Origin of the sequence: Bradyrhizobium sp. CCBAU 11434 (genome assembly GCF_028128895.1) — a bacterium.
Classification (GTDB): Bacteria; Pseudomonadota; Alphaproteobacteria; order Rhizobiales; family Xanthobacteraceae; genus Bradyrhizobium; species Bradyrhizobium zhengyangense.
Genome location: NZ_LBJX01000101.1, coordinates 89,894 through 103,524, shown reverse-complemented (window position 1 = coordinate 103,524; position 13,631 = coordinate 89,894). Strand labels below are relative to the sequence as shown.

The 13,631-nt window shown below is 65.3% G+C and carries 10 protein-coding genes; 8 read left to right on the top strand and 2 right to left on the bottom strand.

Going from position 1 to position 13,631, the window contains the following annotated elements:
- Nucleotide 1: 1 nt before the first annotated feature.
- Together XI06_RS35105 and XI06_RS35100 are read left to right on the top strand one after the other, a co-directional pair.
- Entirely contained in the window at nt 2–928 is a 927-nt protein-coding gene (locus XI06_RS35105) for a CobW family GTP-binding protein (RefSeq protein ID WP_237865969.1), read from the top strand.
- A 71-nt stretch (nt 929–999) separates the two neighbouring features.
- A complete protein-coding gene (locus XI06_RS35100) occupies nt 1,000–1,869 on the top strand; it encodes an urea carboxylase-associated family protein (RefSeq protein WP_237872035.1) in 870 nt (289 codons plus the stop codon).
- Between the two features lie 3 nt (nt 1,870–1,872).
- Here XI06_RS35100 and XI06_RS35095 read toward each other — a convergent pair whose 3' ends face one another.
- A complete protein-coding gene (locus XI06_RS35095; RefSeq protein WP_271607384.1) occupies nt 1,873–2,268 on the bottom strand; it encodes a GFA family protein in 396 nt (131 codons plus the stop codon).
- A gap of 48 nt (nt 2,269–2,316) precedes the next feature.
- Nucleotides 2,317–2,694 carry a tautomerase family protein gene (locus XI06_RS35090; protein WP_237872039.1) on the bottom strand — a complete coding sequence of 126 codons (378 nt, stop codon included), beginning with the start codon at nt 2,692–2,694 and terminating at the stop codon, nt 2,317–2,319.
- Nucleotides 2,695–2,853: 159 nt separating this feature from the next.
- Here XI06_RS35090 and XI06_RS35085 point away from each other — a divergent pair, with 159 nt between their 5' ends.
- From XI06_RS35085 to XI06_RS35060, 6 genes are all read left to right on the top strand, one after another.
- Entirely contained in the window at nt 2,854–3,453 is a 600-nt protein-coding gene (locus XI06_RS35085) for a TetR/AcrR family transcriptional regulator (protein WP_271607383.1), read from the top strand.
- A gap of 243 nt (nt 3,454–3,696) precedes the next feature.
- On the top strand, nt 3,697–5,379 hold the full coding sequence (locus tag XI06_RS35080) for a methyl-accepting chemotaxis protein (protein WP_237865974.1): 1,683 nt from the start codon (nt 3,697–3,699) through the stop codon (nt 5,377–5,379).
- Nucleotides 5,380–5,391: 12 nt separating this feature from the next.
- A complete protein-coding gene (locus tag XI06_RS35075; protein ID WP_237865975.1) occupies nt 5,392–6,054 on the top strand; it encodes an aspartate/glutamate racemase family protein in 663 nt (220 codons plus the stop codon).
- 139 nt (nt 6,055–6,193) lie between these two features.
- Nucleotides 6,194–7,915: an AMP-binding protein gene (locus tag XI06_RS35070; RefSeq protein ID WP_271607382.1), complete on the top strand. Its 1,722-nt coding sequence runs from the start codon at nt 6,194–6,196 to the stop codon at nt 7,913–7,915.
- 12 nt (nt 7,916–7,927) lie between these two features.
- The gene (locus XI06_RS35065) at nt 7,928–11,233 is read left to right on the top strand and encodes an acetyl-CoA carboxylase family protein (RefSeq protein ID WP_237865976.1); all 3,306 of its coding nucleotides are present in this window, start codon (nt 7,928–7,930) and stop codon (nt 11,231–11,233) included.
- A 96-nt stretch (nt 11,234–11,329) separates the two neighbouring features.
- Complete coding sequence (locus XI06_RS35060) at nt 11,330–13,180, top strand: sigma-54-dependent Fis family transcriptional regulator (RefSeq protein WP_237865977.1); 1,851 nt, start codon at nt 11,330–11,332, stop codon at nt 13,178–13,180.
- The last annotated feature ends 451 nt before the right edge of the window (nt 13,181–13,631 follow it).

The window sequence follows — 13,631 nt, the reverse complement described above, 5'->3', positions numbered from 1 at the left end:
CATGCCGGTCCCCATTCTCCTGGTGACGGGTTTTTTGGGGGCGGGCAAGACCACGGTCGTCAATCATCTGCTGGCTCACGCGGACGGACGGCGCATTGCCGCTGTCGTCAACGATTTCGGAGCGATCAACATCGATGCGGAGTTGATCGCAGGCGCAAGCGACGGCGTGGTCAGCCTTGCCAACGGCTGCATCTGCTGCTCGCTCGAAGGCGATCTGATCCGCACGCTCTCGACCTTGCTGCGGCGTGATCCCAAGCCGGAGTACATCGTCATCGAGACCAGCGGCGTCGCCGACCCCGGCGACATCGTCCGCAATTTGATGGATCCCGTGATCCTGCGCGAGGCGCCGCTCGAAACTGTGCTGTGTGTGATGGACGCGGCAACGCCGACGGCGGCGCTGGATGACGCGCTTCAGCGCTCGCAGCTGCGCGTCGCCGATATCGTGGCGTTGAGCAAGCTGGATCTGGCGGGCGAAGGCGCCGGCGTGCGGATGCGCGAGGCTATCCGCGCGCAGCGCGTGCCCGCATTGGTGGTCGATGCAAAGCACGGCGAGATTCCGTCCGCCTTGCTGTTTCCCGCCAGCGATCGTGCAGCCGTATCGCGCGAGCCAGGGCCGAAACGTCCGGCCGAAGAGCGCTTCGAGACGCTGAGCTGGACCTCCGACCGGCCACTCTCGCTGCCGCGCCTGCAGCAGGCGATCGGCAAGCTGGCGCCGAAGCTGGCGCGCGCCAAAGGCCTGTTCGAGACGGTCGAGCAGCCCGGCCGCCAGATGGTGTTCCAGTTCGCAGGCGGCCGCGCGACGCTCGCGCCAGGCGATGCGCCCGCGCCAGGCGTGCCCCGCGCGCGGATCGTCTTCATCGCCGAACTCGGTGTGCTCTCCAAGACCGAGCTCGACGCGCTCATGGACGGCTGTGTTGCTTCGCCTTGACGCAAGGCGATAGAGTCGATCGTGTCCATTGTCAGCCGCCGCCTGTCTTGCGGTGCCGATCCGAGGCCATCATGCTCCCGAAGAACTCATCCTCCCCCGCCGACACCGCTTTACGTCGCGCTGCCAAGCCGGTCATCGTCTATCCGGCAGGGTCAATGCCCGGGCCTGACATGGCCACGCTCGAATCCGCGCGGCAGACGATGGTCAAGACACACGAGCTGATCGTGCCGCCACGCGATGCCCGAGCCTTTCGCGCGGCGCGCGGGCAGTTTGTCCGCATCGTCAGCATCGACGGCCCTCAGGTCGGCGATCTCAATCTCTGGAACGCGCACGATCTCGCCGAGCGTTTCTTCAGCGGCAAGACGCGGGCGCTCCATGGCACGCATGTCGGCCTCGGTAACAGGCTCTGGAGCACGATGCCTTACCTGCGGCCGATCGCGACCATCAGTCATGATACGCTTGGTTGGTACGGTTTCGACGCTGACGGCGCCGGCATTCACGATGTCATCGGCACACGCTGCGATCCCTACACCAATCTCCTGCTCAACGGCACGGCTTACGATTTCTGCTGCCACTCCAACCTGTCGCGCGCGCTTGCCGCCGAATTGAAGGTCGATCCCGCCGCGGTCGAGCATCATGTCCACGATGTGCTCAACGTCTTCATGTGCACGGGCTTCACGCGGGACACGCATCAATATTTCATGAAGGCAAGTCCGGTCCGCCCCGGCGACTTCATCGAGTTCTTCGCGGAGATCGACCTGCTCGGAGCGTTGTCGGCCTGTCCCGGCGGGGACTGCAGCGCAAGCCATTCCAGCGATGCCGCGGCGTGCTATCCGCTCAAGATCGAGATCTTCGAGCCGGACCGGGCGACACTGAAGGACCGGTTCTGGCCGACGCCGAGCGCGTATCACCGTCACCACGGCGTGCCCGCAGGAGGCTGAGTCCTAATCCTCCACCGGTAATCCATCCCCGTGCGCATACCATTCCGCACGCGAGGCCCACTGCACATGCCGGTCGGGTGTCACGCCCAGCGGCTCGTCGAACGCGCCGGCATGAATGATTGCCTCGCGCCCGCTGCGCGTCAGATGCGGCATCGGGCTGCCGCAGGTCTTGCAGAACGCGGTGGCAAAGCTGCGCGCGTTAGGCAAATCGAAGCGCGCGACGGATGCTTCACCGCGCAGCCAGCGTAGCGCGGTCGCCTCGACGATCACCTCGCATGAATGCGCTGTACCGGTTGCCTTGCGGCAGCGCGAGCAATGGCAATTGAGGAAGCGATCGAACGGACCTTCGACCTCGAACGCAACCGCGCCGCACAAGCAGCTTCCCCGGAATGCCGTCATGTCACGCCTCCTTCCGCTATTCTCAAGAAGGTGACAGGTCCTCAGCGGTCACGCAAACTGAGTGATGCCGTGTCCGACCGACCAGTTCTCTGCGGGCGCGTCGAGCACATTGACGAACACATCTGCGGGGCGGATGCCGGGATTGTCGCCGAGCAGGTCCACGATCCGGCGGTAGAGCGCCTTCTTCTGCTCAGCGGTGCGCGAGGCGAACACGGTGATCTGGACCAGCACGGCGTCGTCGCTACGCTCGACGCCGTAGGCGTTGCCGCAGCGGAAATTTGCGGGCGATAGCTCGCTGATGGTCATGAACTCGTCGCCTTCGGGCACGTTCAGCGCCTCGCGCATGGCGCGATAGAGGCCGTCGAGGATTGCCTGCCGGTAAGCATCCGGCTTTCCGGCGCGCATCGAGATGTGGAGCAGAGGCATCGGCTGGTCCCTTTGCATGCGGAGCCGACCGGCCGGGCGCATGCAAGCGCCGGTCGTTCGGACCCATTGGCGAAAACGGGCTATCAATCCCGACTGGTTTTTGACACGATGTCCAGAAATCACATTCTTGACGTCGTGTCAAATATTGAGGAGTGTCAATTGAGGCCGCGCGAATTCGATCATGACGACGTCCTGCGCATCGCGTTCGACCAGTTCTGGCGCAAGGGCGTGCGCGGCGCCTCGTTGTCGGACATCGCGCGCGATGCCGGCGTTCAGCGCGGCAGTCTCTATAACGCTTTCGGAAGCAAGGAGGCGCTATTCCTTCAGGCCTATGCGCGTTACGCCGGCGATTACCTGCTCGGCCTGCAAAAGGCGCTTGGCACCGGCTCGTTGCGCAAGCGCCTGACGGCGTTCTTCGACCTCACCATCACCAATTTCCGCTCCGGCTCGCCGCCGCGCGGCTGTCCGACCACGCGGGGGCTGATGGAGCTTGGCGCGGCTGAAGGCGAAGGTCTCGACGAAGACGCGCGGAAGGCCTTTGCGAACCTGATATCGCGCATCACCGCGCTGGTTCAGGACGCAATGTCGGCGGGCGCCGGGCGCGGCGAGTTCAGCGGCGACCCCGCCGCCGCCGCGCTGCACATCATCACGGTGACGCGCGGCCTCGCCGTGCTCGAGCGCGCCTTCGATGACGAGCCCCAGCTGCGCAAGATCGCCGCCCATACGATCGACCTCGTGCTCGGCAAGGGCGGCCGCTAGGCAGTCAACGGTCTGCAAGCGCGTCGACCGCTCGCCTGGCCGCACTTTCCTGCCCGATCGCAGGGACGCTCGCTGCGCATTGGCCTGGCCCAAGGTGCGCTTATACCGAAATCAGGTCGGTCCCGTTGTCCGACTCGCAGGCGATGCCGAAGATCCCATGTCGGGAACCCGAATGCTTAAAGCTTTGCTAAGGGAGAGCAGGATAATCTGGCATATCTGCCCCGCCAAATCTTGCGAGCACCGATGATTTTCTCCCGCATCAGTTTCAAGCTGGTCCTCATTGTTGGCATCAGTCTTGTCGGCATGATCGCGCTGGCGCCGATCGCGCTGTCGACCTTGCGCAGCCAGATGATCGCCGACCGCCAGGCCAAGACGCAGCACATGGTCGATGTCGGCTACGGCATCCTGGCGCACTACCAGAAGCTCGAGAGCGACGGAAAACTCACGCGCGAACAGGCCCAGGCCGGCGCCATGGCGGAGATCAAGAGCCTCCGCTACGACAAGGTCGAGTATTTCTGGATCAACGACATGACCCCGAAGATGATCATGCATCCGATCAAGCCCGAGCTTGACGGCAAGGATCTCGCGGCAATGAAGGATCCGTCCGGCAACGCGCTGTTCCTCGGCTTCGTTGACGTCGTCAAGAAACAGGGCGCGGGCTTCTACAGCTATCTTTGGCCCAAGCCGGGCTTCGAGCAGCCGGTCGCGAAGATCTCCTATGTGAAGGGCTTTACGCCGTGGGGCTGGATCATCGGGACCGGGATCTATCTCGACGACGTCGACGCCGTGTTCCGCCAGGATGCGATGACCTTCGGCCTGGTGTGTCTTGCAGTGTTCGTGCTCGTGCTCGGCGCCTCCTTCGTGATCGGCCGCAGCGTGACGCGGCCGCTGGCCAAAATCACTGATCTCACTGAGCGCCTCGCTGCCGGTGACAGCGCTTTCGAGGTGCCCTACACCAACCGCGCTGACGAGGTCGGCGGACTCGCCAAAGCGCTGGCCGTGTTCAAGGACAATGCGTCGGCTGTGGGCCGGATGCACGCCGAGCAGCAGGAGACGAAGCAGCGCGTCGACGACGAGAAGCGCAGGACCATGGCCGATCTCGCCGGCAAGTTCGAGGCGAGCGTCCAGGCCGTCGTCCGCGACGTCTTCAACGAGGCGCGCGCGATGCAGCAGGCCGCGCAAGGCATGTCGGAGACCGCCGATAAGGCGACCGACCGCGCCAGCTTCGTCGCCACCGCCTGCCAGCAGGCCTCGAACAATGTGCAGACGGTGGCGTCCGCCGCCGGACAGCTGTCGGCCTCGATCACCGAGATCAGCCAGCGCGTTGCACAGGCTGCGACGGTCGCCGACAAGGCGGCCGCCGACGGCCAGCGCACCAACGACACCGTGCAGGGGCTCGCTCAGGCCGCCCACAAGATCGGCGAGGTCATCGACCTCATCAACCAGATCGCCTCGCAGACCAATCTGCTTGCGCTCAATGCGACCATTGAAGCCGCGCGCGCCGGCGAGGCCGGCAAGGGCTTTGCGGTGGTCGCGAGCGAAGTGAAGTCGCTGGCGAGCCAGACCGCAAAGGCGACCGACGAGATCGGCGCGCAGATCACCGCGATCCAGGCCGAGACCAACCAGGTCGTCGGCAATATCGAGAGCATCCGGGCCACCATCATGGAGGTCAACGAGATCTCCTCGTCGATCGCAGCCGCGGTCGAGGAGCAGGGTGCCGCGACGCAGGCCATTGCGCACAGCGTGCAGGAAGCGGCCTCCGGCACCGACCAGGTCTCGCAAAACATCTCCGGCGTCACCGATGCGACCGCCGAGACCGGCCAGGCCGCGGGCCGCGTGCTGCAATCGAGCGGCCGGCTGACCGAGAAGCTGCAATCGCTGGAGAACGAGGTCAGTGCCTTCGTTGCCGGCGTGCGGGCGGCCTAGTATGGTTGGGGGATGGCTTCGTCCCCCCACCGCATCCTCCTGATCAATCCGAACAGCAACGCGGCGACCACCGCGATGATGGTCGCGATCGCGAAGTCCGCCGCGGCCGAAGCTTTCGACATCATCGGCGCCACGGCAACGCGCGCGCCGATGATGATCGTCTCCGCGGACGCATTGGAGGCCGCCGCGTCTGAGGTCGAAGAGATCGCGCTCGCCCATCAAGGTTCCTGTGACGGCATCATCGTCTCGGCGTTCGGCGATCCCGGCCTCGCGGCAATCAAGGCGGAGATGAAATTGCCGGCGGTCGGCATCGGCGAGTCCTCGATGCTGGTAGCGGCCGAAGGTGGCCGCCGCTTCGGCGTCGCCACCACGACGCCGCTGCTGAAGGCGAAGATCGACGCGCTGGCCGACGCGCTGGGATTGCGCTCGCATTACACCGGCTGCCGCTTTGCCGGCCGTGATCCGCAAGAGTTGATGCGCGATCCCCCACGATTGCGCACGGCGCTGGCGGGCGCGGTCGATGCCTGCATCGAGCATGATCGCGCCGAGGCGGTTATCATCGGCGGCGGCCCGCTGGGTGAAGCTGCGCGCGACCTGCAGCCGATGTTTGCCGTGCCTGTCATTGCGCCGGTCCCGTCTGCCGTGGCGCGGATGATGCGGCTGATCAATACGTAGTTTTTCCGCGTCGCGGCATCGGCCGTGACGTGGAGAACTGTTTTCCTTGACATGACCTCTGCCGTGCTCGACCTGTAACGATGTCGATGGGCGGCCCGCGCATGCCCGGCGAACAAGAAAAGCAACACGGGACAACGTCATGAGTGCAGGCCTCAACGAAAAGGATTACCTCGCCACCTTGCACGGGCTGTGGGAGAAGGCGTGGCCCAAGGGCCTGCCGCGCTCGCCCAACTATCTGCACGGCGAAGTCCCCTTGACGGAATATCTGCGCGCCTGGGCCAAGCAAAGCCCCGATCGTCCCGCGGTGATCTTCTACGGTCACGTCACCACCTACGCTGATCTCGACCGGCAGAGCGACCGCTTTGCGGCGCTGCTGCAGGCGAAGGGCGTGCGTAAGGGCGATCGCGTCGCCGTCTTCCTGCCGAACTGTCCGCAATTCCACATCGTGTTCTTCGGCATCCTGAAGCTCGGTGCGGTCCATGTTCCCGTGAGCCCGCTGTCGCGTGCGTTCGAGCTCTCCTATGAGCTGAACGACACCAAGGCCGAAGTGATCGTGGCGCTCGACCAGCTCATTCCTGTCGTCGAGCAGGTGAGGGGCGAGGTGAGCCTGCGCGAGATCATCGTCACCAGCTTTGCCGATGTCGTGCCCGTCACGCCCACCTTTCCGACGCCGGATTCGATCCGCACGCCGCGCATTGCGGTTGCAGGCGCGACCGATCTTCTGCCTGCGCTTGCCGCGCTTCCCGCACCCCTGCCGCTGCCGCCGCCCGGCCTCGATGAGGTCGCCGCGCTCAACTACACCGGCGGCACCACCGGCATGCCCAAGGGCTGCGTCCATACCCACCGCGACATGGTCTATACGGCCGCCGCCAATTACGGCATCTCGCTGCTGTCGGACGAGAGCAGCACCTTCCTGTCGTTCTTTCCGGAGTTCTGGATTGCCGGCGAAAATCTCGGTTTGATCTTCCCGCTGTTTTCAGGCGCGACGCTGGTGCTGCTGGCGCGCTGGGATGCCGTCGGCGCGATGGCCGCGATCGACAAGTACAAGGTGACGATCACGGCGATGCCTGTCGACGGCGCGGTCGAGTTGATGGACCATCCGCGCTGGAGCGAGTTCGATCTGTCGTCGCTGCAACAGGTCCGCGTGGTCTCCTTCGTCAAGAAGCTCAACGCCGACTATCGCAAACGCTGGAAGGACCTCACGGGCACCATCCTCATGGAGGCGGCCTGGGGCATGACGGAGACCCACACCTCCAACACGTTCACATCAGGTTTCCAGGACGACGATTTCGATCTCAACAATCAGCCGATCTTCGTCGGGCTGCCGGTTCCCGGCGCCGAGTTCAAGATCACCGATTTCGAGACCGGCGCGCTGCTGCCGCTCGGTGCGGAAGGCGAGATCCGCGTGCGCACGCCCTCGCTGCTCAAGAGCTACTGGAACAAGCGGGAGGCGACTGCGGAGTCGCTGATCGACGGCTGGCTGCGCACCGGCGACATCGGCGTCATCGACAAGGACGGCTTTCTGCACTTCCTCGGCCGCCGCAAGGAGATGCTGAAGGTCAAGGGCATGAGCGTGTTTCCGCCGGAGATCGAGGCACTGCTCGGCCAGCATCCGAAGGTGCTGGGCTCCGGCGTGGTCGGTCGCGACGATCCCGACAAGGGTCAGGTGCCGGTGGCCTATATCCAGCTCAAGCCCGAGGCCGTCGGCACCGTCTCCGGCGAAGATATTCGCGCCTGGTGCGCCGAGCGAATGGCCGTCTACAAGGTGCCGGAGGTGCGCATCATCGACGCGCTGCCGTTGACCGCAACGGGCAAGGTGAAGAAGCAGGACCTCAACCCGAACCAGCCTGCTGCAGCCTGAGTGAGAGAGACGATGTCGTTCAAGAAACTCCTGATCGCCAATCGCGGTGAGATCGCCATCCGCATCGCGCGCGCCGCGGCCGACGCCGGCATCGCCACGGTCGCGATCCATCCCCCTGAAGATGCGCTCTCCCTGCATGTGCGCGTCGCCGACGAGGCGATCGAAATCCCCGGTCGCGGCGCACGGGCCTATCTCGATATCGAGGCCGTGGTGAAGGCGGCGAAAGGCGCGGGTTGCGATGCGGTCCATCCCGGCTACGGCTTCCTCAGCGAGAACGCGGCGTTCGCGAAAGCCTGCGCCGATGCGGGCATTGTCTTCGTCGGGCCGAAGCCGGCCGCGCTGGAACTGTTCGGCGACAAGGTGGCTGCACGGCAATTGGCAAAGCGTTGCGGCGTGCCCATCATCGCCGGCACCAGCGGGCCGTCGTCGCTGGAGGAGATCACCGCGTTCTTCACCTCGCTCGGCAGCAATGCGGCGATCGTCATCAAGGCGATGGCGGGCGGCGGTGGCCGCGGCATGCGCGTTGTGGAGAATGCTTCCGATCTTGCGGAGGCCTATGCGCGCTGCCAGTCCGAAGCCAAGGCGGCGTTCGGCTTCGATGGCGTCTATGCCGAGCGGCTGATCCGTCAGGCGCGCCATATCGAGGTGCAGATCATCGGCGACCGTCATGCTGCGATCTCGCATCTCTGGGAGCGGGAATGCACCATCCAGCGCCGGCATCAGAAGCTGATCGAGGTGGCGCCGAGCCCGTCGCTCAGCGACGGCTTGCGCGGCCGTATCATCGAGGCGGCGAAGCAGTTGGCGGCGGCCGCGTCGTACGACAATCTCGGCACCTTCGAATTCCTCATCGACGGCACCGCCGAAGACAGTTTTGCCTTCATCGAGGCCAATCCGCGGCTTCAGGTCGAGCACACCGTGACGGAAGAGGTGCTCGGCCTCGACCTCGTCCGTGCCCAGCTTGCGATTGCCGCTGGCAGCTCATTGGCTTCGCTGGGCCTCTTGCAAAGCGGGATTCCCAAGCCGCGCGGCTACGCCATGCAGCTCCGTGTCAACATGGAGACGCTGGACGAAACGGGGGCGACGCATCCGACCGGCGGCGTGCTCGCCGTGTTCGAGCCCCCGTCGGGCCCCGGCGTCCGCGTCGACAGTTTTGGCTATGCCGGCTACAAGACCAGCGCGGCCTTTGACTCGCTGCTCGCAAAAGTCATCGTGCATACGCCGGGCGAGGCCTGGCACGACGTGGTCGCAAAAGCCTCGCGCGCCCTGCGCGAGTTCCGGATCGACGGCGTCGTCACCAACATCGCCTTTCTGCAGGCGGTGCTGGCACATCCCGACTTCAAAACCAACCGCATCGCGACCGATTTCATCGATCGCAATATCGCCAAGCTGGTCGAGGCGGCGGACGGCGCGGCCAAGCCACTCTATTTTGCGGCGGCCGAGCGTGGCGGCGCGCAAGCCGCCGAGGCGCAGGTCGCGCAAGCGGTTCCTGAAGGTGCCGTGATGGTCGCGGCGCCCTTGCAGGGCACCATCGTCACCATTCAGGTCAAAGAGGGCGAGATCGTGCGCCCTGGCCAACAGCTCGCCGTGATCGAGTCCATGAAGATGGAGCATCTTGTCATGGCCGAGCAGGGCGGCCGGGTCATGAAGCTCGCCGCGGACGACGGCGTCACGCTGCTTCATGGCGAGCCGATCATGTATCTCGAGCCGCTCGATGTCGCGGCCGATCATTCGGCGGCGGAAGCCGATATCGATCTCGATCATATCCGCCCTGATCTTGCCGAGTTGATCGCCCGCCAGGCGAATACGCTCGACGAAAACCGCCCGGCTTCGGTCGAGCGCCGCCGCAACACCAACCAGCGCACCGCGCGCGAGAACGTCGCACAGCTCGTCGACGACGGCTCGTTCATGGAATACGGCAGCCTCGCCATCGCGGCGCAGCGGCGCAGGCGCAAGCTCGACGATCTCATCAAGAACACGCCGGCCGACGGCCTCGTCATGGGCGTTGCCACCGTGAACGCCGAAAAATTCAGCCCCGAGGCCGCGCGCTGCATCGTCGTGGCCTACGACTACACCGTGCTCGCGGGCACGCAGGGGCACATGAACCACAAGAAGATCGATCGCATGCTGACCCTTGCGGAAGACTGGCGCGTGCCGCTGGTGTTTTACGCCGAAGGCGGCGGCGGCCGGCCCGGTGACACCGACCGGCTCGGCATGACCGGGCTCGACGGCCCGTCCTTCGTGCAGTTCGCAAGGCTCTCCGGCCTCGTGCCAGTCATCGGCGTCGTCTCCGGCTATTGCTTCGCCGGCAACGCCGCGATGCTCGGCTGCTGCGACGTCATCATCGCCACCAGGAATGCCTCGATCGGCATGGGCGGCCCCGCCATGATCGAGGGCGGCGGCCTTGGCGTCTATCATCCGGCCGAGGTCGGCCCAGTCTCGTTCCAGTCGCCGAACGGCGTGATCGATATCCTGGTCGAGGACGAGGAGGAGGCGACCTCGGTTGCGCAGAAATACCTCTCTTACTTCCAGGGCGCAGTGAAGGATTGGGAGGCTGCCGATCAACGCCTGCTCCGGCGCGCCATCCCCGAGAATCGCCTGCGCGTCTACGACATCCGCAACGTAATCGATCTTGTCGCCGACAAGGACAGCGTGCTGGAGCTGCGCCGCGACTACGGCGTCGGCATGATCACCGCGCTGATCCGCATCGAGGGCAAGCCGTTCGGCCTGATCGCCAACAATCCGCGCCATCTCGGCGGCGCCATCGATGCCGATGCGGGCGACAAGGCCGCGCGGTTCCTCCAGCTCTGCGATGCCTTCGATCTGCCTGTTGTCTCGCTCTGCGACACGCCCGGCTTCATGGTTGGGCCGGAAGCGGAGAAGACCGCGATCGTCCGCCACGTCTCGCGCATGTTCGTCACAGGCGCAAGCCTCACCGTGCCGCTGTTCGGCATCGTGCTGCGCAAGGGCTACGGACTTGGCGCGCAGTCGATGATCGGCGGCGGCTTCCATGCCTCGTTCTTCACCGCGGCCTGGCCGACCGGCGAGTTCGGCGGCATGGGCCTGGAAGGCTATGTCCGCCTCGGCTTCCGCAAGGAGATGGAGGCGATCGCCGACCCCGAGGAGCGTGAGACTTATTACCGCAACAAGGTCGCCGAGCTCTACGCCAACGGCAAGGCGGTCTCGATCGCCTCGGTGTTCGAGATCGACAACGTCATCGATCCCGCCGAGACGCGGCGATGGATCATGGCGGGGCTTCGGTCGGTGCCGAAGCCGCCCGTGCGGACGGAGAAGAAACGGCCATGCATCGATACGTGGTGAGGGCAGTGCAGCAATAGCCTGCGTCCCGGTTCCCGATTGACATCCCCGCCTGTGGTGCCAGACTTTGCATCATAATACAGGGTGGAGACGTCTGCGATGGCCAGCCTTTCGGCCTCGAACCATGTCGCCCGTGTCTTGTCCGTGGCCAATCATGCGGCCGACGTCGACGCATCGTCGCGCATCGAGAACTCCTGGCGGCGCTGCCTGATCAGCCACAGGCTCGATCCCGCCCGTCAGGGCCCGCCGCAGACGCTCACCGAAGCCGAGATCCGCCACGTCGCCGAGCCGATGGAAGAGACCATCCGGCAGCTAACGCCCGAGCTCGACGATCTCGCCCGCGTACTGCGCGACGCCGGCTATTGCGTCAATCTGGCCGACGCCAACGCGACCATGCTGTTCAGCCGCCTGCCTGGAGAGGCCGACGCGCGGATGTTCATGGACTGGAAGATCTACACCGGTTCGAACTTTGCCGAGACCTTCGAGGGCACCAATGGTCTCGGGACCTGCCTTGCCGAGCAGAAGCCGATCCTGGTGCATCGCGACGAGCATTTTCGTGCGCAGTGGCACATGTTCTCCTGCGCGGTGGCGCCGTTGTTCGACCAGGCCGGGCGTCTCGCCGGCGCTGTGAACATTACCTCGTGCCGCGAGGATCTCGAACGCGCCGCGCATCAGCTCGCGCTCGCGGTGACCATGGAGGCGACGCGGCGGATGGAGGGGGCGATCTTCCGCGATCACTTCCGCAACGCCTGGATCGCGACCGTGCCCGGCGATGGCGGCAGCGGCCTGCTCGCCTATGACGAGGATCGTCGCATCGTCGGCGCCTGCCGCTCCGCCCGCGCACTGCTCGGCCTCACCGACGGCTTGATCGCCTCGGGCATCGACCTGTCGCGCTACATCAAGCTCGATCATGCGCGTAACGTCGACGAGGTCGTCGAGCTGCGCCGCGCCGACGGCCGTCCGCTGGGTCAGAGCCATGTCTCCCCGCCGCTGCGCGCAAAACCCTCTCCGCTCGGGCAAGATGCGTCCGTCGATCGCTTCGACGCGCTGCATCGGCTCGCCGGTCGCGATCCCGGCCTCATCAGAAGCGTGAAGCGCCTCCGGAGCATCGGCGATCACAATCTGCCGGTGCTGCTGCACGGCGAGACCGGCGTCGGCAAGGATGTGTTCGCGCGCGCCATCCACGCGGCCAGCAACCGCGCGCGCAACAATTACGTCGCGCTGAATTGCGCGGCGATGCCGGAGAGCCTGATCGACGCCGAGCTGTTCGGCTACGAGGCCGGGGCGTTCACCGGCGCGCGGCGCGATGGCTCGAAGGGCCTGATCGTGCAGGCGGATGGCGGAACGCTGTTCCTGGATGAGATCGGCGACATGCCGATCGCGCTGCAGACGCGCCTCTTGCGCGTGCTGGAAAATCGCGAGGTCTGGCCGCTCGGAGCGCTGAAGCCGGTGCCGGTGGATATCCGCCTGATCAGCGCAACCCATCGCGATCTCGGCCGCATGGCGGAGGAGGGGGCCTTCCGCGCCGATCTCTATTTCCGCCTGCGCGGCATGGAGGTGCGGCTGCCGGCGCTGCGCGAGCGCGCTGACAGGGATGACATCATCGCCCAGATCGCGCGCGAGGAGGCGCCGAACTGCCGCCTCTCGAGCGAAGCCTGGGCGCTGCTCTCGGCCTATCCCTATCCCGGCAACATGCGCCAGCTCCGCCATGTGCTGCGGCTCGCCGGCTGCACGGCGGAGGATGGCGTCATCACCGACGCCGATCTCGATCTGCCACCGTTCGGCGGGAGGGCTGCGGAGACCGATCTCGCAGCTGCCGAGCGCGCGACGATCGTGGAAGCGCTCCGCCAGCACGGTGGCCGCGTGACGGAAGCAGCGCGTGCCCTGAAACTCAGCCGCGCGACGTTGTATCGCAAGATCAAGCAGCTGAAGATCGAGACCGCGCGGTAGCGTTCGATCGCGTACGGCGGACGTTCTTCTCCTCTCCCCCTGTGGGCCTGTCGCGCAATCCATCAATTGTGTGTTTGAGAATGCCGGTGTTGTCCTCTAGCGTGGCACGGCGCTGACGCGGCCTTAATCGAGGCAGTATCGGAATCCCTCGAGCTCCAGCACGATCATGCGCAGATGCCTGCGCTTGGCCTCGATATTGGGCGCGTCACAGTCGACTGTCAGTACTTACGTCTCTTCGTGGCGAGCCTGACACCGGCCGACGATCGATCTTCAGCCCCACTCGCTCCACTCCGCTCCCACGGTGCGGGCGACTGTATTTCCGAAGGGATCGAAGTCTGACAGGATTACAATCCGCGGTTGAAGAGTCGAATAGCAGTCGCGCTGCCCTAACGCATCTGTGACCAGCGGCAGTGAGCCGGTTCACACACAAAAAGCCCAGCGTCGCCTAAAT